Raw genomic sequence first — 20,948 nt, forward strand, 5'->3', positions numbered from 1 at the left:
AGTCCTGCGCTTCGCTTAGGACTTGGCCTCGCTCTGCTCGGCCTGGCGGACTCGCTGCGCTCCCCCGCTGGCTTTCCGGCTCCGCCTCCAAGCCCAAGGCCCGCTCCGCGGGCCCAGCTGGCTACAAAGAGAGGGGCTCGGGGTCAGGCTTGTTCTCGTTTGCCTGGCGGAGCCCACGGCTTCACAAGAGGCGGCGGGCCCTCCAAGGCACCACGAACCTTGTCCTTCAGGTTTTTCGGTGGTGCCTCCTTCTCTGCCTGCGCATGCATGAGCCGGGCCGTGGTCACCCGGAAGTGGCACTCACGATGACGCTGCCTCACCAGCACCACCCACGTACCGTCCTGAGCAAGGAACACATGCCGGCCCGGCTCATCCCCCGGCCGCGCATGCCGGGCCAGAACACGTGGCGTGTAATGCAGCGCCGCGTCCTCAGCCGCCACAACCGCCTCCGCCTCATCCCGACCGATCCGGTGAGCACCCACCAGCATCCACCGATGCAACTTCAGATCCACACCGTCAGGACGCTCAGATATCCGGGTGTCCTCCTCAATGAGGACATACCACTCGTCAGTCATGGCCGACATCCACCTTCTTCCCGGAACTCACGCGCCCACTCTTCCTGTATCAGCATGCAGGCAACAGACACGGCCCCCTAATTCGAACCTTACACCGCAGAAGATGCAGCATGTATAGTCACGAAAAACAGGCAAGGTAGAGAAACACATTCAACTGTCCCCTGTCGCAGATCGGTGCTTTCTGAGACTTGTGGCCCTGAGCCTCTGGGATTCAGGGCCACAAAATCCTCTGGCTGACTACGCAACAGATTTCAGCTCTGACGGTTGGGTTGAGATTCGAGTCCAATACTCGGCTTCAATCCGCCACTCGTAACTCTTGGGGTCGTTATCACGAGTGAGGGCTTCGGCTCCAGCTTTGACCCATAGCTCCAGGTCGTCGTCCGCGACTTCGCAGGCCTTGAGGAACGCGATGGCTTGGCGGGGAGTGACCGGCAGGGTGCGGCCGTTGATGATGCGGCGGGCCGTGTTCTTCGGCAGCTCACCAGGTCCTGCCTCGCGCTCCATCTCTCCCGGCGTGGGGCAGCCGGCCCACACGTGCTGATCGCGGAGGGTCTGAAGAAGATGTCCCTTCCCGCCGATCAGAGTGGGATCGGGCGCCTTGTGCAGGTAGTAGGGGGCTCGTACCGCGCGGCGCGCGAGGATCAGCAGTTTCCGGCTGTGGCGCAGAGCGGTGTCGAGCGTGTCTGTGAAGTCTTCGTTCGTGGCGATGGTGACGAAGGCCTCGACGGTGCTCCAGGAGGGGAGAATCGTGCCGGAGGCCGCGCGTTCGAAGGTGGCCTTCGAGAACTTGCTTTCCTCGGAGTCGGCCATCTGCTGGTAGGTCAGTCCGGCTTCGGTCTTGCGGGCGCGCAGGAAGCTCGCGAGCTTCGCGCGTGCGGGGACGGTTTGATCGACGGGCTTTTCGGGCCTCCCTGCGGCGGACACGTCAGTTCTCCGCACTGGCGCGGTAGGCCTGCGCGAGGCGGTCGAGGCGACGGCGGGCGCGGCCTCCGCCGGTGACCACCAGGAGCACGATCATGGCGCCGATGCCTCCCGCCCCCGCGAGGAGCTCCAGGGCGTTCGCGACGTTCATTCCCACCTGGGTGAGGACGGCCGCGGTGACGATGCACGCGATGATGACCAGGGCGTGTGGCATCCCGAAGCGGGCGTGCGCAGGCATGTCGGGCGTGGAGGGCGCCTCAGCGGCGCTCCTGGTGATGGCGTTGATGCTGGACGCGGGTGTGGTGGCCACAGCGATTGCTGCGGCAGCGGGCATGTCGCCCATGTAGCGCTCCCTCTTCACCGTCCGGCGATCTTGAGATCGCCGGACGGTACTACTCGGCTCCAACCTTCGGTCCACCCGTTGTGTTCAAGGGAGTTGGCGCTCCACGCAAAGAGGGGACCCTGTTCCGAACAGAGTGGCAGCCCGTAAGCCATAGACGACACTCCAGCAAACCGTTGGCTCAGGACCGCCCCAACTCGTTCTCTCCGAACACCGGGTACACGTCGTCGTCGAGGGCTAAGACCGTCTGTCCCGATGTTGACCAACAAAGACGCAGGTCAGGGCCTCGTAGGAGGCTCTACCACGCGCCACTGACAGCGGCTCAGCACTGGAAAACCGCAGGTCAAGGCATCTTTTTGGGCTTCCAGGGGATGGTTGACGTAGTGATATTGCACCGACACTTACGTTCCGTAACCGCCGTCGCGCATGACTCCGACCTGCATTGATTCAGTATTGTGCCGGTTACCGAGAAATGATCTTGGAGATGGTGGTCCACCATAGTCATCACGGCACGCGGCCTGTAGCTCCCGCGGTAGCCGCCCTGATTGCTACTGGCTCCAACCGGCGCGCAGGGAAACCGAGCCAGGCGTTGGCGCGCCTGCTCAAGTGAAGCCGATCCCCGGCCCTTATGGCCAGGCATCGGCTTCGCTGCATCCTCGGTCAGGTTCGGGCCGTTCAGCGCGACGCCCTGGGCCGCCGCGCCACTCGAACCCCCGCCCCCTGTCCGCCCCGCAGACCACGCCCCCACCCTTCTTGATCATTGGGCGCAGAGAGTCGGGTAGAAGGGGATGCCTGACCTCCCCACCATGCCTCTCGATGGGATGGGGTCTCACCCAGTGCGCGCGGACAGGATCTTGAAACCGAGGTGTTCCTCCGGCGGTCAGGGCGTGGGGCTCTGGAGGCGGACGGCGAGCTCCGCGGGGAAGCCGGCCCCGCGCATGGGGGCGGTAGCCCTGATCACGCCGGTCAGGTCCTTGTGCGCACTCACGGCTGGATGAACCAGGGGTGAGGCGGGCGGAGTCGGCACTGTTCGGCGAACTCGGTCAGGGGTGTGGTGGCGAACGCCGGCGGGTGGAAGAGCCGCAGTCTCCCCGCGCCCGCGCGGGGCGCAGCGGCCAGGGCGAGGTGTGCTGTGGCGGTGATGAGGGGGCGGGCCCAGGGTGGAACGGTGTGGGTTGCGCAACGCCTTTGGTGGGTGACCCGGTTGGGGTCGTGGAGGGTGAGTTCGGAGCGGTCGGGGTCGTAGTCGTGGAGGCGGACGGTGGCGAGTTGGGACTCGGCGGCTGCGGTGAAGACGGCAGTGGCCAGTGCTCCGGCCAGGTAGGGGTGCGCGGTACGAGTTGCCAGCCGGTGGCTGATTTCCCTCAGTACGGCGGGAGTCAACGGTTTCAGGCGGGCGACGTGGGAGATCACGGCCGGCGGTGGATGACGGCAGGTGCAGTCGGGGAAGTAGCCGCCGTGGGGAAGGCGGTCCAGGGCCGGGAGAGTGATCCACCGGCCGGGCGTGCGGTAGCGGATCGGTGGGACGGGCGGAGCCGGCGGGTGGAGCAGACGTACCGTTTCCAGGTCGTCGATGAGGGCGTGCGGTACGTCGTCGAAGACTCGGGGAGCGGCGTATGGCTGTGGGCCGTGGAAGACGACCGTCAGCGGCACGGCGGTGGCCTCGCGCAGCCGGAGCAGGTACTTCCATGCCGGGAGCGGCAGGAGGTGGGCACGCAGGACGGTCAGGCGGGTGACGGGCAGTCCTGCGATCCAGGCGGCCGACACGGCCCAGGGCGGGGCTGCGCCCCAACGCTGTCTGTTCAGGGGGACGACAGGCTTGCCGAGGGCCTCGAGGATTTCGTAGGCCAGGTCGGTGGGGCTGGGCCTGGGGGGTGGCGGATGCACGGTGATGCGGCCCTGGGCGAGGTGGTGGGAGGCGAGCAGGGCTGCGGTGAAGGCCTGGTCGTCGCGGCGGTCCACGATCACGGTGACCGGTTCCGGGGTGCGGTCGAGGAGGATCACGGGGCGCGCCTGTGCTTGAGTTTGCTGTAGGCCCAGCGCAGGAGCTGTTCGTCGACCACCTTGTTGTCGGTGTCGCGCAGGCCCTGGAGCATGATGTGGGTGATCTTTGCCCAGGCCCGGAAGTTGCCGTGCGCCGCCTCGGTGTCCGCCATGGCGATCAGCTCGGCCGGAGCCGTGGCCCATAAGGGGTGGAACGCGGGGATCACCGACCGGACTTCCGCCAGGGACATCCGCGGGATTTCCTGCCAGACGTAAATCCTGGATTCCAGCATCGGCTCGCTCTGCAGGACCTCGAAACAGCCGTTTCCGCCGGTGAAGACAATGGCCATATCGGTGTCCACGTCATCCCAGAGGTAGCGCAGGTATTCGAAACAGTGCTTGGAAAGCCACTGGGCTTCGTCGCACACGACCACCCGGAACTCCTCTGCCAGCGCCCCGCGCAGCGTCCGGTCGAACTCGATCGGGCGCTGCGGCGGCCGGCCGGGCAGGCGCAGTGCGTAGAAGAGTTCATGGCGCAGGTCGCGGGTGGTGGGGCGGGCGCGGAACTGGATCCGGTAGGTCTGTTCGGGAGCGAGGTCGCGCAGGGAGGCGTTGACTGCCAGCGACTTGCCATGCCCGGTGTTGCCGTGGACACACATCATCGCTCTCGCCGTGATCGCGGCCCGGACGTTCTCCCGCACGGCGAGCAGTGCCTTGGTCGCTACGACCTGGGCGTCGGGCAGCCGCATGTAGTGGTCGTCGCGCACCGACGGCAGCAGGCCCCGGCGCACAGCCGCGCTCACCGCTCCCCCTGCGGGAGGTCAGGAGGAGGAGCGGGCGCTGCAACGGGTCCCCTGCCTTCGCCAGGCTCGGCAGGACCAGCGGAGTCGGCAGCCGTGGCCGTTGGTCGGCTGTGGGAGGGCCGGTTCACAGGGCGGGCCCAGGTATCAGGCGGCGCGCTCGGCGGAATCAGGTCCGGCAACGTCTTGGCAGTCAGGTCTGTCTCTGCCGCACGCGACAGCCGCTCGTGTGCCTCGGCCTCGGTCAGCGCGCCCAGCTGCTTCGGTACGACCGGCTCGGTGACCGCCTCGTAGCGCCGGTAACGCATGTGGTCCGCCGCCGCCAGCGCCTTCACCAGACGGCGCCGCTCCGCGTCCTTGGCCCGGCGCAGCGCCAGGCGCTGCTCATGGGTCGCGGCATCCGCCAGGAACGCCGGCCCCAGATGCGTGCCCGTAGCGGCGTCGAACACCTCGATCTCGTGGTCGTGGTGCGGAACGAACCGCACCCGCACCCGCAGGCGGCCCAGCCCGTGCATCCACTCCCCCACGTAATACCGGTTACGCCAGCGCACCCCGCTCGCGGTGAGCGTGCGCACCCGGCCGTCATCCTCCAGCGTGAACGCCCACAACAACCCCGCATCCACGTCCTCGACGGGCGTCGGATCGTCCTGCCACGCCTGAAGCGGCGTACGGCCGCCCAACGGCTGGGATATGTGAGCGGTGTTCCACTGATGCACCCAGTCCAGGAGCAACTCGACGAACACCGTGAACGGCAGCGCCTCACCCCCATCACGGTCCGCCCGCCGCGGCCTGGGCGTCGCACTCGGAGCGTGCCGGTAACGCGGCAGCGCAGCACAGAACATCCGCACCACACACCGGTTCAGGTTCTCCACCGTGCCCTTCAACTCCGGCCGGTACGGCGGGAGCCGCTGCACCGGCACGGCGAACGCGCCCAGGGCCGACCCGACCGTGTCCGACAGGAAATCCGCGCCCTGGTCGATCCTCACCAGTCCCGGCAGTCCCCCGATCGGCCCGTACGCCCCGCCCCGCGACAACGCGATCCGCAAGGCAGCCAGGATCGCGTCCCGCGACGGCTGATGCGGCGTCACCGCAGCCCCCGTGACCGCGTTCGTCGCGCAGTCGATGAACCACGTCACCCACGGACACACCAACACCCCGTCCAGGACCACCTCGACCGGCAGATGCTTGTGATCAGCCTCCCAACACGTATTCCGCCACTCCCGCGGCCGCCGCAGATGCACATCGTGCAGACGCCGCGCCCGCTCCCCGCCCACAAGAGCCGCACGCTGCCCCACACTCAGATCCCGCACCACCGCCCGCTGCAACGTCGCCAACGACGGCACCGGTACACACGGCGCGGAGCACGGTCCCACCCCCTTGCCCAGGCCTGCCTCTCCCCCATCACCGCCGTACGCGGCGCCATCTGGCGAGACCGCCCGGGACTCGGCCAGCAACTCCCGGTGGACCGCAGCCGCGTTCCCACCCCACAACGCCAACCGGGCATGCAACTCAGGCGTGATCGTGAAACGACCACGCCGTTTCCGCGCCACCCGGCCCTCGACACGCGCCACCTGCAGCCACCGCCACACCGTCCGCAGCGACACCCCCACACTCGTCGCGGCCAGACGGACATGCGCCGTCGTCAGCTCCCCACGCCCGTCCAGCGCCAGCAGACGCCCGACAGCCTGCTCACGCCCCAACGCAGGCGGCACCACACCACCACCCACCATGTCCGGCACCTGGGCCATGGACTATCACCACCTCGGGTCCACCCGCCCGGCAGCACCTCACCGTCAGAACCGGCAGGCCGACACCATCCATGACACCGCCAACCGCGCAAACCTCACACCGCAAACCGCATACAGCTGCCACCGATCTACGGGAGTGGTACAAGCCCAACTGGTGCGGCTGCGAGCCGATTCCGGCCTTCAACCTCTGCTCTCGCTCAGGTAGCCATGTTTCTCTGTCGGCTGTCGGCGGACAGCAAGCAACGTCAACACCAGAATCACGCCCCAGAACGCACGGCGGCGGCTAGGGTCATCGCTCTCGGCCCGACCTCCCCGGAGCTCTCATGCCCGATCCAGACCAGATTCCTTCGCTCCCAGACCACCAGCATTCATGGCGTCAATGGACCGTCATCGCCGTGACGATCGTGGTCGCCTTCGGCTTGGTCCTCACCGTGATGTGGCGCGCGCCGTGGTTCCTTGACCGGGTGGAACTCGGGCGGCTCCATGACCCAGGCCCGAAAGCCACCGTGGTATCCGGCTTCCGCACCGGCCTTGCCGCCCTCGCTGTCGCCTCAGCCGGAGCGATCGGCCTGATCTTCCAGCAGCGGAACCTAAAGATCACCCAGCAGACGCTGGAGCACAACCGACAGAAAGACCGACGGCAGTTGGAGCTCACGCTCGAAGCCCAGTTGACGGACTACTACATCAAGGCTGTCAGTCTCCTCGCTCACACAGACCGCACCGAGCGCCTGGGCGGAATCTACGCCCTGGAACGCATCATGCGGGACTCAGCCAAAGACCACGACACCGTAGTCCAGCTCCTCGCCGCTTACATACGCGAATACGCGAAAAGAGACCGCTCCCGTGCTCAGGTCATCGGCAGCAAACCAAACCCGCCCTCCGACGACATACGGGCCGCGCTGACTGTCCTCGGACGGCGCCCTGAACGTGCCGCAGAATCAGAAATCGACCTGAGCAACACCGACCTCCCCTGCGTCAATCTCCACCACGCCCGTCTGCCACGGACACTCTTCGTCGGATGCAACCTGGACGGCGCCGAGCTCACCGGTGCCAACCTCGCAGGCAGCAGCTTCTACAGAGCCTCGCTGCGCCACATCCAAGCCAACAACGTCAACCTGCGCGGAACTCAGCTCTCCGAAGCAGACATGCGGGACGCGGACGCACTGGGCGCCGACCTGCGCGACGCGCTGATGCACAAGGCAGACCTCCGAGGCGCACACCTGACGGCCGGGAACCTACACGGCGCCAGCCTCCACGAGGCACAGCTCGTCGACACCTCCACCGGAGGGAAAATCACCGTCGTCGACGTCGAACAACTCCTCACCGCCTCGGTCACCGACGACACCAAGCTCAGCAATGCCCACCGCCAGGCTGAAGGAATGGAAGCCCACATCAACAAGTGCACCAGGGCACGCATCATGGGCGAGTCGGGCCCAAACTGACCCACCCCTACCAGCTATCAACGCTCAGGAAACCGCATCCCGCTGTCACGGGAAACAACACGACACGTCACCACCAGAGCCACGCCGAACAGACACTCACTAGATCAACAAACCGAAACGAGCTGCTCAACCCCGGTGACAGAAAAACGCCCCCATCACCCCACCGCGACACCCACCAACAACTTCACAAGTGCGGCAAGTTGCAGCGCGTCAGCAAAAGCTTGCTGCCCCTGCTTGTTGGGGTGGAACGACTCTGGGGCGGAATCAAATCCCTTGATGTGCAGGCCGTTGAACCACACGCCGTGAGTGCTGCAGACTCCATGACCCTGACCGCCGGTGGTACTTGGGTTATCGAACAAGGGGCGTGGATCAACCGCTTCGATGTTCACGCCAGTCTGTCGGACTGCCGCGACCTCATCCTCGATCTTCTTGTCGGCCGTGTCGACCGTCTGGTTCAGCCAGTTGATGTTCGTCTGGCTGATGAAGGCGTGCATCTTCGCCGTGCCGTAGAGGTCGCAGCGGGCTTTGCCCGGGGTGAGGTTGAAGAGGTGGGGGTACAGCAGGACGTAGATCCTGGCGTGGGGGGCGCGGTCGTGGATGGCTTGGTAGAGGGTGTGCAGGCTGGGGCCACGGGGGGAATCCTCGGCAAGACCGTCGATGAGGGTCTGCTCTCGGTCGTGCAGGGTGATCCGGGCTCCGCCTGCTGGGTTCGCGACCAGGTTTTGCGGACAGTTGGCGCTGCCTCCGGGCACGATCGGTCCGTAGACGCATTGCCTGAGCGTGTTGGCGAAGTCGGCGTTGTTCCCTCCAGCGGTGAGTGTCACGATTGTTGTGGCCGCGTTCAGTCGGTCGAACTGTGATCCCTCGTGGTTGCCGGGGCTTCCGGAGAATATAGCGGTGGTATCGGCGCCACTGCATGCGTCGAAGGATTCTGTTCCCAAGGGCCAGCGGGGAGAATTGAGCAGGTGGGGATACGCTCGCGGCGATCGGTGGCACTTGTCGCCCCGCCTGTCGGTACCCGCGTCGTAGGGCGGGTTTCCCTCCCCGGAAGAGAACGAATCACCAAGGGCCACGTAGGTACCGCTATCGTCGGCCACCGCAGCGGTGGAGCCGGCTGGGGCGGTGAGCAGCGGGGAGAGGATGGCCAGGCCGATTGCGAGGGCGAGTCGTGGCTTCCTTGTGGTCGTTTTGTTGGGCTGGTTGTGCATGCTGGTGTGTTCCTTCTGTGGGTGTGGTGTCAGGGTTGGTCGGGTGGGAGGGAGCCGCAGCTGCGCCACCATGCCAGGACGGCTGTTACGCGTTTGTGGATGTCGGGTGATTCGGCGATGCCGAGTCTTTTGAAGACGGCGTTGAGGGTTGCCTCGACGGTGGGGACGGCCACGCCCATCTCGCGGGCGATCGACTGGTTGCTGTGGCCTTGCGCGAGGAGTTCCAGTGCTTGTCGCTGGCGTGTGCTGAGCGACCGCACGGGAGATCGCACTCTTCGGGTGTTGAGCATTTCCCGGGTGAGTGCCGGGTCGTAGTAGGCCTCCCCCGCGGTGACTCTGGTCAGTGCTTCGACCACGGTTCCTAGGTCGCTGATGCGGTCCTTGCCCATGTAGCCGATGTATTTGCCGTTGCCGATCGCGCTGACGCGTTCCAGGTAGGCGGGTGTCATGTAGACGGAGAAGATCACGATTCCCAGGTGGGGGTAGTGAGTGCGGAGGTCTTCGGCGGCTTGGAGGCCGGCTTCGTCCTGGCCGTGACCGCGGAAGCCTCCGAAGCTGATGTCGAGGAGGACGGCGTCGGGGTGGTGGCGGCGTACTTGCACGGGGATCTCGTCCGCTGTGGCGGCTTCGGCCACTACCTCTACGTCCAGGGCGCTCAGGCCGGCTCGGTAGGTGTCGCGTAGCAGGGGCGCGTCGTCGGCGATGATCACACGCATGGAATCCTCGCAGTGAGTTGTGTGCCGTGGCCTGTGGGGCTGTCCACGTTTAGGTGTCCGCCGTGGGCTTCGATGCGGTCGCGTAGGCGTGCCAGGCCCGGCCCGTGCTGGTTGGCGCCGCCGATGCCGTCGTCGTGGACGACGACGGTGATGCAGTCGCTGTTGCGGCTGACTGTGACTTCGATTTGTTCTGCGTGGGCGTATTTGCTGGTGTTGGTGAGGGCTTCGCAGATGAAGAAGTAGGCGCATTTCTCCACGGCTGTGGGCAGGCGTTCGGAGGGGATGCGGGTGCGTACGAGCATGTCGAGCTGGTCGGAGGCTTCTTGGACGGCTGGGGCGAGTCCGGCGTGGTTGAGGGTCTGGGGATAGACCCCGTGAGCCAGGTCGCGAAGGCTTTTTACGGCGTCGGCGGCGCGTGAGCCGGCTTCTTCGAGGAGTTCTTCGAACCGGGGGCCGTCGGCTTGGCGTAACTGGGACAGCGTCGCGAGGAGTCCGCACAGTTCTTTCTGTGCGCCGTCGTGGAGATTGGAGACGATGTTCTGGCGGGCTTCGTAGTCGGCGACGAGAAGTCTCCGCGAGAGCTGGAACTTCTCCAGGGTCAGCCGGATCATGACGACCGCGGCTTCGGTCAGGCCCTGGTCGTCAGTCGTCGAGGCGGAAGTCGACAGCAGCGCCAGTGGCCTTCCGTTCTGCCCCGTCACGACTTTCACGGTCCGGTCGTCCCGCGGTCCTGGGGGTGCTTCGGCCGCGCTTCCGTGGACGTTCAGGTAGCGCCGGTCGGGCTCCGACCAGATCAGCAGGTCGAGGTCCTCGTCTCGCAGGGTCAGTCGAAGAACGTCGCGCAGCAAGTAGGCGGTGGATGCTGTGCCGTCGAATCCGGATACCAGGCCGGACAAGTGCAGTAGCCGTTGCTGGCCGAGGGACACCAGGAAAGCGACGGGGATGCTGAGGTCCGCCATCCCTTCCAGGGCGAGCACTTCGTCGCTGTCGCCGAACACCGCTGTGCAGGTCACCACCGTCACTGATGCCAGCGCGGCGATGATGCCGGACGCGACGACCGGCAGGCGGACCGCTCGCTCGCGCCGGCTCCCGCCGGCGAGCCTGCGTACGAGGAGCAGCAGGCCTGCTGCCGCAAGGACGCCACACCCCACGGTGAAGGAGAGGAACAGATCATCGAACACGCGGCGGTTGGGCCACCCTGGTGGCCACCACCCGGAGGCAACCGTGCCATGGAGCAGCCACTGTGGCTTCGAGAAGAAGGCCATCAGCAGCGGCACGAGTGTCAGCCAGCAGGTGAGCGTCACCATGTACTGTCGGCGCCAGCCGGTCAGGCGCTGTTCCGGATAACGCAGCAGCGCCCACGCGGCGAAGATGTTGGTTGCGTAGCCGAACACTGCCGAGTACAGCGGCCACGGGCCGTATGGCCACTGATTGGAATATCCCAGCGGAAGTGTGAGCCCGGACAAAACGAGCAGCCTGCCCGTGCCCCGCTGATCACGTAATTCCGAGACCAGGAACCCGGCGCCGATCATGCCTGTCGTGAACAACAGGTTCACCACAGTCAGCAGCGGATGGCGCTCCCACAGCGAGTTCTCCGCGACAGCCCCCACAACAACTGTCACGACAAACAAGACCACCCGCACCGGAGACCGCATCGGAGAGCCAGGAGCCACAAACGGTGCCGGGCTCCTGTCCGCAGGCCGCCAGTGAGCCGCTGCCCACACGGATACTCCAACAGCCATGGCTCCCCCTTGCCTTGGTACACGCCGTGCGGCAGTGCGCTGTTCCCATGACAGCGCCATCAAGACAAACCCGATACCAAGCAAGCTTGGTAAACCCCGAAGAGCCCAACGGCGCCCAACAGACCCCGGCCCCAGCCGACTCAACACTTGCAGGCCGACCGCACCTAGTACCTGCGCCGGTGGACCTCAACAGGGCAGGCTTTGCGCACCGGTGGTGCAGAAGCGTCTGCTCGCTCTGCCTGCCTCTGCCGATTTTCTGCGTCAGCTGGACGTGGCCCAGATCATCGACGAGTTGTGCCCGGTGCGCGACGTCGCACACCTGACGCACGGGCAGGTCGTCGAGGTCCTGATCACCAACCGGCTGTCCGCGCCCGCCCCGCTGGTACGGGTCGACGACTGGGCCCGCGGCCGGATGGCTCACTCTGACTTGGCACTACAACCAAGAGGCCCTGGCCGCCGAGGCCCTCATCCGCTACAAGGGCCAGCCGGCGGTCGAGCGCCGCTACAGCGGCTTCAAGGGCCCGCCCGTCGTGGACCCGATCCTCTTGCACCACAACCGGCACATCGCCGCCCTGATCACCGTGATTTGCCTGGCCCTGCTGATGGTCTGCCTCATCGAACGCCAGGTCCGCCAGGCCATGGGCAGCGACCAGACCATACGAGGGCTCTACCCCAACGACCGGTCACTCCGCCCGACCGGACGCATGTTCCTCTACCACCTCGTCCACTTCAGGATCCGGGCCGGCACAGCCACCGACCCACCGACCATCATCGTGATCACACGCGCCACTCCTCGGCATCGACGGAACCCGCCCCACTGACTCGACACCTCAAACCCCATATGCGAAACGTGGGTCTAGAGCGTCAGGAGCACGGCGTTCGGGGTGTGTTCGAGACCTTTCGGCCTATGGCGGGGTCTAAACAGAGGGCGCCAGGCTGGTCGCTAGTCGACTGGCGACAGTGGAACAACAGTGGAGGAGGGCGTCATGGATCCGGTCACGCTGGCGGCCGCGACCGCTCTGGTGGGGGCGATCGCCACCGATAGTTGGCAGCAGACACGGGCCTCGCTCGTCGGATGGTGAGCGACGCTGAAGATGTGCATGAAGGCGACGTGCTGGTTGTTGACGGAGTGGTGTGAAGCGACCCCGGCGGCCGTCAGGCTGCCGGGGTCTTCGTGGTCACGGTGTCGCTTTCGTGGTCACTCTGTCGCGTGTGTCTCCGTGATGGCGAGGCGGGTGGAGGACTCGTCGACGATGCTCTTCTCGTCGGCGAACGCGGCGATGAGGGACTGCAGGGCGATGTTGTTGACCGAGCGGGGCAGGCCACGGCTGGTGAGGTGGATCAGGTCGACGGCGTCGTCGGAGAACAGCGGGTCCGACCGGCCGGCGATCGTCAGATGGTGCTTGATGTAGCTGGCGGTCTCCTCCTTCGTCATGGTGGGCATCTGGTAGCTGATCGAGATCCGCTGGTCCAGGGCGGCGAGGACGCCGTGTTTCATCCGTTTGCGCAGGGTGGGCTGGCCGATCAGCAACACCGCGAACGGCGTCGTGGAGTCCATGTCGTAGTTGGTGAGCATGCGGATCGCGTCGAGCTCCTGGTGGTCCAGCAGGTGCGACTCGTCGATCACGACCGCGGGGGTGCGGCCCCGCTCGTCGACCTCGGCGGCCAGCGCGGCGGACGCCTGAGCTGCGAGAGCGGCGGACTGGTATTTCGGGGTGCCGCCCAGGCTGGTGACGATGCGGTCATAGAGGCCGCGCATGCCGACCTCCGGGTTGGGCTGGTAGATCACGGTGAAGCGGGCCGGATCGAGCGAGGCGACGGCGCCCTTGAGGGCGACGGTCTTGCCCGCGCCGACCTCGCCGGTGACCACGCCGATCGCCTTGTTGTTGATGCACCAGGCGATGCGGGCCGCAGCCTCGCGGTGGGAGTTGTGCTGGTGGAGCATCGAGGGGGCCAGGTCCCTGCCGAAGGGAACACGGGTGAATCCGTAGTAGCCCTGGACGCGGTCGATCAAGGAATCCTCCTGGGGCAGGGGCAGAACTGGGCCTGAACGGCGGCGAGTTCGGCCGATTCGTCGGCTGAGGCCCGTGCCGCGAGCCGGACGGCGAGACGGACCGCGCGGAACGCGGTGCGGACGGCAGGGGCGTCGAGGGGGCCGGCGTCCTGTTCGGCCCGGCGGCAGCAGGCCTCCGCCAGGTGAAGGGCCCGGTTGGCCAGTTCGCGGGGCGTGAGCATGAACAGGTCGGGCTCGGGGTCGAAGTACAACTCCTCGGCCCGCGTCGGCTTCACTGCCGGCCCCGCGAATCGTCCATCAGGGAGGAGTAGTTGATGCCCTTCGCGGTGTTCGCGGTGTGGGCCTCGTCGAGGATCTTGAGGTAGTCGATCCCGGTCGGCGGCGCCGGCTCGGCCGGGGTCTCCGGGCTCGCCTTGGGGTGGGCATGGCGGCCGACGTGGTGCGGGAGGGCCTTGTCCACCGTCTTGCCGGAGGCCCTCACCTCGATGTCGGTCAGGTCGAACGGGTCGAAGACGAGCTCGATCCTCATCCCGGCCAGCGACGGGTCGACTCCGTAGGAGTTGCCGTGCAGGCTGACCGTCGCGGTCTTCGTCACCGTCCGCAGCTCCGACCACAAGAACGCCTCCCGCAGGTCCGCCGTGGACGGCAGCGGCAGCGGTTTGGGAATCGAAGAAAGCCAGCGTTCGATCGGCGGCTGTCCGGTCTCCGAGTGCACCGCGCGGTGATAGACCGTCTCCACCCAGGCGGTGAACAGCCTGTTCAGCTCGGTGAGATGCTCGATCTGGCCGACACGTTCCTCGTCGAGTTCGACGAGGAACTGATCCCTCACGGTCCGAAAGAAGCGTTCGATTTTGCCCCGGCCCTGCGGCCGTCCCGGGCGGGAATGGGTCAGCCGGATCGCCAACGACGCGCAGGCCCGCAGCAACCACGTGTCCACGAACGCGGACCCGTTGTCGACATAGATCGACTCCGGGACCCCGCGGGCCGACAGCGCCGGCCGCAGCGCGGCGGCGAGGCGGACGGTGTCCTCGGCGAACCCGAACCGGTGCCCCACGATGGCCCGGGAATGGTCGTCGATGAACGCGAACAAGTACGTCTTGCGGCCGCCGATCCTCGGCCCGTGCAGGGCATCCCCCGTCCACAACTCGTTGCCGCGGGTTGCCTCGAACCGGCCGAACATGCCCGTCCCGCCGCCGGTGCCGGTCAGCCCGGCGTTGACGAAGTGCCGCTGGAGCGTGCGCTCGGTCGGCGACCAGCCCTGCGTGGTCCGCAGGATCCGCTGGATCTGCGCGGCCGTCCGGCCAGGGTTCTCCCGCTTCAGCGCGGCCGCCAGCTCCAGCACCTCCGGCGGCGTCCTCGGGACCGCCTTGCGCGGCTCGGGCACCAGCGCGGCGAACCCGCCGCCGCGGTAGTCCCGCGTCCACCGGTCGATCGTGCCCCGCGACACCTTCACCTGCCGGCCGAACGGATCGGTGTGTTCCTTCTCCGCCATTTCCCGTGCCAGACGGCCGCGTTCACGGGTCGTCAGGTTCGCGTCCAGCAGGTCCTGGATCAGGGAATAGCGGAACAGACCGACCTGCCGGGCCTTCTCCGCCCGGCGGCGGTCCTCGTCCTCGCTCGATGCCATGCGCGGACTCTCCTCGCATCTCGATCATCGTCCGCCCCGGTCGCGGACGGACACCATCAAGACTCCCGGCGCCTCCGATCGCCGCCCAGGGGCGGCCCGTGTTGATCAACTAGCGGGAAGAGAGCAGGTCAGGACACGTCCTGTTATTGCGCGGCCCGCGAACTCCCACCGCGACACGGTGTTCATGTGGGACCACTTCGTCGTGGCCGCCCGATGGGCGGCCACGACCGCCGAGACGGCGTCCGCCAGCGCGGTGCCGGCCGGATCCGGCATCACAGGGTCGTCGGCGAGCGCGACCAGGGCGACGGTGAAGTACCGGCGGACGTCCTCGGACCGGCTCCTGAAGCGTCGGATCCAGCCGCGGACCGTGCCCTCGGCCAGGCCCAGACGGGCGGCGATCTGGCGGTGCCCCATGCCCAGGGCCGCTATCTCCAGCCCGGCCCCGATCACCTCGGCCGCATCCGCGCGGCGCGGCCAGACCACCTCCGGCAGCAGCACGTGCGTGACCTGGCAGCCCGAACACCTGGACCGGCGTGGCCGTACGAAGAAACGGGCGCCGAGTTCACCGCGTACTTCCCGTGGCCGGCCGTGCCCCCACGGCGCGAGGACCGCCCCGCACGACGGACAGGCCAACTCACCCGACCGCAGCTGGCGTTCCACGCGTACGACATCGGTGTCGACGATGAGCACTCGCTACCTCCACCTCGTGCACACCGTGTCGTCGTGCACGAAGCAAGATCAGACTGCCCACCAAGATCAGCACTCATGTCCACCACGAGTGTCGCCAACCCCCGCCTACGTGCTCATACAGAGAGTCGTCCAACAATACACCAGCCCTTTTGACCTGTGACTTCAGGTTGGCGGAGGCCCAGTACCCGGGTGCGCAGTTCGCCGATCACGCTGCGCGCTGCAGTGCGCAGCCGCACCGTCGCGTGATGCGCACCGGTGTGCGCAGTGACCCGATCGCCGGGTCAGGGGGTGGAGTTGCTCATGTCGAGCGAGAACACCTGGTAGCGGCGGTGGAAGTTGGCGACGAACTCCTCCACCGTCGCCGCTTCCAGGGGCCGGTTGTACTGGCCGGTGATTCCGCGCCGTGCGAGTTCCTCCAGCACCACGGGGACGGCGGGGTCAGCTTGGGTCTCGCGCTGTTCGGCCCACACGTTGTAGATCCGGAACTCCAGCAGGTAGCGGCGCAGCGTGGCCGGCGCAACGGGTGACCCGTTCCGGTTCAAGATGCCCAGTGCGGCGAGATGCTGGGAAAGCTGCGGCCCGGTGGGCTCCTGCCCGTGCTCCGCGATGTAGCCCTCCCAGGCAAGGAAGTACCGGTCCACGACGGTCAACGTTTGGTCCACAGCCTTGCGGTGCTGTCCGCCGCTCCCCTGCTCCGGTCCTATATCGCCCGCGGGCTCTTCCTCCGGGCTGGCCGACGGTCCGCTGGGAGCGGTCTCGTTGCCGGTCTCCTGCACCCCTCCCGGGTCGGAGTCCGATCCGGCCGAGGGACGCGGAGCAGGCACCATCCCGGACGGCGCGGCCGGTTCGACAGGCGGAACCTGGTCGACCGGGCCCGGCGTGTGCAGCGGTGTGCCGAAGAACGGATGCGTGCCAGCCGCCGGGGCTCCTTCCTCAGCAGCGGGTGCTGCGGGCCCCTCCGCCACCGGGGCCTGCTCCAGCGCCGGCAGGAAGGGAGTCAGCAAGGCGGCGGGAAGCGGGCCGCCAGTGGCAGGGTCCGTGATGCCGTAGACCTCGGCGAGGAACCAGCCGAGCTGACCCGGATCCGGCACATAGCCGAACCGCGCCGTGAAATCACGGACGGCTCCGGCGTAGTCCACCTGCTGCTCCGGCCCCTCCCACTCCCCCACCGGTGCCGTCTCGACAGGACTCACACCATCCGGCTGGACCATGCGCTCAGGTCCGGAAGCGGGTGCTTCGCCGGCCTCCAGGTGCAGGCCGGACTCGCCCTCCAACTCCGATGGAGCCGCAGGCACATCCGTACGTTCAAGGGTGACGGCTGGCGGGGGCGGCAGGAGGACGGGGTCCATGCCGGCGGCGGCGAGGCCAGCCGGGGCGGTCTCGGCGAGCGGGACGCCGAACTTGGCCAGGCGCAGTGGCATGAGGGATTCGACGGGGGCCTTGCGGCGCCAGGCGCGGCCGTAGACGGACTGGAGGCGGGCGCGGTAGACGAGGCGGTCCTGTTCGAGCTTGATGACCTGCTCGTAGCTGCGCAGCTCCCACAGCTTCATGCGGCGCCACAGCAGGAAGGTGGGGACGGGGGAGAGCAGCCAGCGGGTGAGGCGGACGCCTTCCATGTGCTTGTCGGCGGTGATGTCGGCGATCCGGCCGACCGCGTGCCGGGCCGCTTCCACGGCGACGACGAACAGGACCGGGATGACCGCGTGCATGCCCACGCCCAGCGGGTCCGGCCAGGCGGCGGCGCCGTTGAAGGCGATGGTGGCGGCGGTGAGCAGCCAGGCGGTCTGGCGCAGCAGCGGGAACGGGATGCGCATCCAGGTCAGGAGCAGGTCGAGGGCGAGCAGCACACAGATGCCCGCGTCGATGCCGACCGGGAAGACGTAGGCGAAGTTCCCGAAGCCCTTCTTGAGCGCGAGCTCGCGGACCGCCGCGTACGAACCCGCGAAACCGATCCCGGCGATCACCACGGCACCCGCGACCACCAACCCGATCAGAATGCGGTGCGTCCGAGTCAGCTGAATCGCGGCCACCCGCGCCCCCTCCCCTTTTATCTTGTCGCTTTTGCTTGTCCCTGGAGCCGGTCGGCGGCGAAGATCCGTCCACCTTGTCACGGCGGGGGCGCCTCTTCAGGCAGTTGGAACAGGGCACTGTGCCGCGAGGCTGAAGGACTGACAAGCGCCACCGCACACTGCGGCGTTGCTACCCATGGCTTCGAACGACGATCTGTCTCGCCGTCGAGGGTCAATCCGCGTGGCCAGGGGCGAGCGGGGAGGCAGTACCCCTTCCCTGGTCAGGCAGGGTCGCTTGGTAGTGTCGCCGCGTCGTTTCATTGGTCGTCCGCTACGGGGAGGTGCGCGGTTCATGGCAGGAACTGAGCCAGCAGCAACGGACAGCACGCCGACAGGCCGTCCCGTCGGTGTGGAGCTCAACCAGATGCCGGCCGACGCTGGCGGGGCGACATTTCCATCAGGCTCGGCCGGTGGCCGAAAGGACTTTGCGTCGAGTCCGGCTCAGAAGGCGGCGGCAGCCCGGGCAATCGAGCAGCACATCGAGCCGGACACCCGTGAATCAGGTGCCTGGGCCGACGAACAGACCTCGACAGTTGTCAGGGAGTTCGGCGCGAAGAACGGCCACAGCTGGCTGGCTTCAGCCGCCCTCGCCAAGGCGCACGAGGCCTGGGACGGACAGGTCAAAAACCTGATGAACAGGCTCGGTTCAGAAAAGGGCGCCCTGCGCAGCACCAACTCCCTGTGGCAGAGGACCGATGCAGGCGTGGGCAGGCAGGTCCGGGGACCGTCGCCGATCGACACGTACTGAACTCCGCTCCGCACTGCCCCAGGGGACCGTATGCCGACGTACCACGACATCATGACCACGGATCTAGCCACGCTCGCCGGTGCTGCCGAGCGCTGGGACGGTATGGCCAAGGAGTTCGAGAAGCGCGAGAAGGCCTACAAGCAGGATGTGCATGGCATCTCCATGGGCACCTCCTGGCAGGGCCTGACCGCCGATGCCGCCAGCCGGCGCTTCGACGTCACCCTTCGGGAGTTCCAGTACGCACAGACCGAGGCCAAAGCGGTCGCGTCGATCTTGCGGGAGGCGCACACGACCTTCGCCGGCCTCAAGAGCAAGCTGGTCGCCGCACGGCGAGAGGCCATCGAGGCGAAGATGAAGGTCTCGGACCAGGGAGTGGTCACCTACGACTACGCCCAGCTGTCGCCGGGCGAGAAGACCGCACTGGACCATGACCGGGACTATCAGGAGAGTCTGCGCAAGGCAGTGGCCTCCTGGCAGGATCACGTCGATCACCTCGTCGCGGCCATGGGGGACGCCGACCAAGACCTCGCCACCGCCCTTGGCGCGGTCGTCATCGACGCGAACCCGCTGGACGGGACGCTCCACGGCTTCAACGGGCAGGCAGTCGGCGACATCACGACCTACGAGAAAGCGGCCAAAAAAGCAGAGGCGGAACGCAAAGCCGACGCCGACCGCAAGGCGAAGGCCGACGCCCACAAGGCCGGGCTTCTGAGGACTCTCGTCCGTGGCGTCAACGGCGCGTCCCGCGGGTTTTCCCAGCCCGGCAATCTCGGCAGCAAGGTGATAAGCGCCACCGTTGAGGGACTGGCCGAGGCCACCGGGTTCAACAACACGCAAGGGATCAGCCTGAGCGGCTCCATCGGCCTCGGTGTCGGCATCGGCGGGGAGATCGCCCTCGTCAACACCCGTACCCCTGACGGCCGTTCCCAGATCAACTTCATGTACGCCCCGTCCGTCACCACAGCGGGGTGGGACCTCGGGGCGGCCGGAAACATCGGTATCGTCAAGAGCAACGCCGACGACATCAGCCAGCTCAAAGGCACGGGCTGGGACAAGAGCGGCTCCATCCACCCAGGTATCGGCCTCTGGGGCAGCCACCAGAACGCCATCGGAACCACCAACTCGAAGGGCGACGACGTCGCAACCTTCGAAGGCGGCCTGGGCCTCGGCCTGGGAGCCGAGATCTCCACAGGCTTCAGCCAGGCCGACGGATGGACCCTGTGGGAACAGAAAAAGGAGAAATGATGTTCTGCGCCGCCATTGGTGCCATCTTCCTCATCGTCGGCCTGCTCTTCGTGACCAACATCGCGAATGCCGCCGAACGCGCCTTCCACCTGTTCGCGCAGTTCACTCCACGCGTCGGAACCGCAACTCCCACAACACTCCGTATCGTCGGCGCCTTCTGGGTCCCCCTCGGCGCCTTCTTCCTCGCCGTCGGCATCCTCCGCTAGTGGGTGTCTGAGAAGTCCCGTTCAGGGCAGGGCTCTGGCGGCCCGGTGCAGCAGGAGCATGACGGTGGCCAGGTAGACCGCGTTCTCCTGACTGGCGGCCAGGTATTCGTAGTCCTTGGACAGGCGTCGGTAGCGTCCCAACCAGGCGAAACTCCTCTCGATCACCCAGCGCCGCGGAACTACCGCGAAGATCGGCACCTCGCGTGGAGGGGCGTCGGTCTTGGCCCAGGTGCCACGGAATCCGCCGTCCTTACGCTGGACGACCTGAATGGTGACTCCGGTCTCCTCACGGACCCAGTCCAGGAACTCACCGCCGCGATAGCCCTGGTCCGCCCACAGATGCCGCAGCCGCGGGAACTTGTGGGCGGAGCGGGCCAATAACACGGCAGCGCCGTCCCGGTCACTCACGTTGGCCGGGCTGACGCAGACCGCAAGGACGAGGCCGAGGGTGTCCACCAGGAGATGGCGCTTGATGCCCAGCACCTTCTTGCCGCCGTCGTAGCCGTGCCAGCCACCGCGCTCGGTGGCCTTGACGCTCTGGCTGTCGATCACACCGGCACTCGGAGTCGGTTCACGCCCCTGGCCTGTGCGTTCCCGCGCCCGCAGGGCCGCCAGGATCTCTTCCCAGCAGCCTTCGACGCCCCACTGGCGCCAGTAGTGGTAGACAGTCTGATACGGCGGGAAGTCGTGCGGGAGCAGGCGCCAGGCGCAGCCGGCCCGCACCCAGTACGCCAGAGCATTGATGATCTCCCGACGCTCATGCTTCGGCGGCCGCCCGCCCGGTCTCGGCGGCGGTACGAGCGGCGCCAATACCGCCCACTCTCCGTCAGACAGATCCGTTGGATACGCGCGTCGCCACTTGACCATCCCGGCC

Annotated in this window: 20 protein-coding genes and 1 pseudogene; 6 read left to right on the top strand and 15 right to left on the bottom strand. The window is 67.0% G+C overall.

Going from position 1 to position 20,948, the window contains the following annotated elements:
* Positions 1-143 precede the first annotated feature (143 nt).
* From ACSHXC_RS40565 to ACSHXC_RS40590, 6 genes are all read right to left on the bottom strand, one after another.
* Complete coding sequence (locus ACSHXC_RS40565; protein WP_438296357.1) at positions 144-575, bottom strand: hypothetical protein; 432 nt, start codon at positions 573-575, stop codon at positions 144-146.
* A 237-nt stretch (positions 576-812) separates the two neighbouring features.
* Positions 813-1,499: a helix-turn-helix domain-containing protein gene (locus tag ACSHXC_RS40570; RefSeq protein WP_438289506.1), complete on the bottom strand. Its 687-nt coding sequence runs from the start codon at positions 1,497-1,499 to the stop codon at positions 813-815.
* A gap of 1 nt (position 1,500) precedes the next feature.
* Complete coding sequence (locus tag ACSHXC_RS40575; protein ID WP_438289507.1) at positions 1,501-1,839, bottom strand: hypothetical protein; 339 nt, start codon at positions 1,837-1,839, stop codon at positions 1,501-1,503.
* Between the two features lie 981 nt (positions 1,840-2,820).
* Positions 2,821-3,840, bottom strand: coding sequence for a hypothetical protein (locus ACSHXC_RS40580; protein ID WP_438289508.1), 1,020 nt, complete (start codon positions 3,838-3,840; stop codon positions 2,821-2,823).
* Entirely contained in the window at positions 3,837-4,622 is a 786-nt protein-coding gene (locus ACSHXC_RS40585; RefSeq protein ID WP_438289509.1) for an AAA family ATPase, read from the bottom strand. The genes ACSHXC_RS40580 and ACSHXC_RS40585 overlap by 4 nt, the downstream gene beginning before the upstream one ends.
* Positions 4,619-6,367 carry a transposase gene (locus tag ACSHXC_RS40590; protein WP_438289510.1) on the bottom strand — a complete coding sequence of 583 codons (1,749 nt, stop codon included), beginning with the start codon at positions 6,365-6,367 and terminating at the stop codon, positions 4,619-4,621. Before ACSHXC_RS40590 ends, ACSHXC_RS40585 begins: the two co-directional genes overlap by 4 nt.
* A gap of 323 nt (positions 6,368-6,690) precedes the next feature.
* Here ACSHXC_RS40590 and ACSHXC_RS40595 point away from each other — a divergent pair, with 323 nt between their 5' ends.
* Positions 6,691-7,809 carry a pentapeptide repeat-containing protein gene (locus tag ACSHXC_RS40595; protein ID WP_438289511.1) on the top strand — a complete coding sequence of 373 codons (1,119 nt, stop codon included), beginning with the start codon at positions 6,691-6,693 and terminating at the stop codon, positions 7,807-7,809.
* Positions 7,810-7,964: 155 nt separating this feature from the next.
* On the opposite strand, the gene ACSHXC_RS40600 is transcribed toward ACSHXC_RS40595, so the two are convergent.
* Genes ACSHXC_RS40600 through ACSHXC_RS40610 form a run of 3 tightly spaced genes read right to left on the bottom strand, consistent with a single transcriptional unit; the run spans position 7,965 to position 11,355 of the window.
* The gene (locus tag ACSHXC_RS40600) at positions 7,965-9,017 is read right to left on the bottom strand and encodes an SGNH/GDSL hydrolase family protein (RefSeq protein WP_438297136.1); all 1,053 of its coding nucleotides are present in this window, start codon (positions 9,015-9,017) and stop codon (positions 7,965-7,967) included.
* A 29-nt stretch (positions 9,018-9,046) separates the two neighbouring features.
* Positions 9,047-9,733 (bottom strand): response regulator transcription factor, encoded by a 687-nt coding sequence (locus ACSHXC_RS40605; RefSeq protein WP_438297137.1) that lies wholly within the window; start codon positions 9,731-9,733, stop codon positions 9,047-9,049.
* Entirely contained in the window at positions 9,724-11,355 is a 1,632-nt protein-coding gene (locus ACSHXC_RS40610) for a sensor histidine kinase (RefSeq protein WP_438297138.1), read from the bottom strand. The genes ACSHXC_RS40605 and ACSHXC_RS40610 overlap by 10 nt, the downstream gene beginning before the upstream one ends.
* 118 nt (positions 11,356-11,473) lie before the next feature.
* Here ACSHXC_RS40610 and ACSHXC_RS40615 point away from each other — a divergent pair.
* Positions 11,474-11,869 (top strand): annotated as a pseudogene (locus ACSHXC_RS40615) (DUF4277 domain-containing protein); the annotation flags it as partial.
* A 136-nt stretch (positions 11,870-12,005) separates the two neighbouring features.
* A complete protein-coding gene (locus tag ACSHXC_RS40620) occupies positions 12,006-12,296 on the top strand; it encodes a hypothetical protein (protein ID WP_438297660.1) in 291 nt (96 codons plus the stop codon).
* A gap of 377 nt (positions 12,297-12,673) precedes the next feature.
* Here ACSHXC_RS40620 and ACSHXC_RS40625 read toward each other — a convergent pair whose 3' ends face one another.
* From ACSHXC_RS40625 to ACSHXC_RS40645, 5 genes are all read right to left on the bottom strand, one after another.
* Positions 12,674-13,489 (bottom strand): ExeA family protein, encoded by an 816-nt coding sequence (locus ACSHXC_RS40625; protein ID WP_438297139.1) that lies wholly within the window; start codon positions 13,487-13,489, stop codon positions 12,674-12,676.
* On the bottom strand, positions 13,486-13,764 hold the full coding sequence (locus tag ACSHXC_RS40630; RefSeq protein ID WP_438297140.1) for a hypothetical protein: 279 nt from the start codon (positions 13,762-13,764) through the stop codon (positions 13,486-13,488). The genes ACSHXC_RS40625 and ACSHXC_RS40630 overlap by 4 nt, the downstream gene beginning before the upstream one ends.
* Positions 13,761-15,116, bottom strand: a complete 1,356-nt coding sequence (locus ACSHXC_RS40635; RefSeq protein WP_438297141.1) for a DDE-type integrase/transposase/recombinase — start codon at positions 15,114-15,116, stop codon at positions 13,761-13,763. Before ACSHXC_RS40635 ends, ACSHXC_RS40630 begins: the two co-directional genes overlap by 4 nt.
* Positions 15,117-15,221: 105 nt before the next feature.
* Positions 15,222-15,806 carry a DUF6431 domain-containing protein gene (locus tag ACSHXC_RS40640; protein ID WP_438297143.1) on the bottom strand — a complete coding sequence of 195 codons (585 nt, stop codon included), beginning with the start codon at positions 15,804-15,806 and terminating at the stop codon, positions 15,222-15,224.
* Positions 15,807-16,087: 281 nt separating this feature from the next.
* Entirely contained in the window at positions 16,088-17,836 is a 1,749-nt protein-coding gene (locus ACSHXC_RS40645; RefSeq protein ID WP_438297145.1) for a DUF2637 domain-containing protein, read from the bottom strand.
* A 331-nt stretch (positions 17,837-18,167) separates the two neighbouring features.
* Here ACSHXC_RS40645 and ACSHXC_RS40650 point away from each other — a divergent pair, with 331 nt between their 5' ends.
* The 3 genes from ACSHXC_RS40650 to ACSHXC_RS40660 are packed head-to-tail and all read left to right on the top strand — an operon-like array spanning position 18,168 to position 20,074.
* Positions 18,168-18,623: a hypothetical protein gene (locus ACSHXC_RS40650; RefSeq protein WP_438297146.1), complete on the top strand. Its 456-nt coding sequence runs from the start codon at positions 18,168-18,170 to the stop codon at positions 18,621-18,623.
* Between the two features lie 30 nt (positions 18,624-18,653).
* On the top strand, positions 18,654-19,868 hold the full coding sequence (locus ACSHXC_RS40655; RefSeq protein WP_438297147.1) for a hypothetical protein: 1,215 nt from the start codon (positions 18,654-18,656) through the stop codon (positions 19,866-19,868).
* On the top strand, positions 19,865-20,074 hold the full coding sequence (locus ACSHXC_RS40660; protein WP_438297148.1) for a hypothetical protein: 210 nt from the start codon (positions 19,865-19,867) through the stop codon (positions 20,072-20,074). The genes ACSHXC_RS40655 and ACSHXC_RS40660 overlap by 4 nt, the downstream gene beginning before the upstream one ends.
* A gap of 21 nt (positions 20,075-20,095) precedes the next feature.
* Here the strand turns inward: ACSHXC_RS40660 and ACSHXC_RS40665 are convergent, their stop codons facing one another.
* The gene (locus ACSHXC_RS40665) at positions 20,096-20,941 is read right to left on the bottom strand and encodes an IS5 family transposase (protein WP_438290635.1); all 846 of its coding nucleotides are present in this window, start codon (positions 20,939-20,941) and stop codon (positions 20,096-20,098) included.
* Positions 20,942-20,948 lie beyond the last annotated feature (7 nt).

The organism is Streptomyces sp. HUAS TT7, assembly GCF_051550175.1.
In the GTDB taxonomy this organism is placed as follows: Bacteria; Actinomycetota; Actinomycetes; order Streptomycetales; family Streptomycetaceae; genus Streptomyces.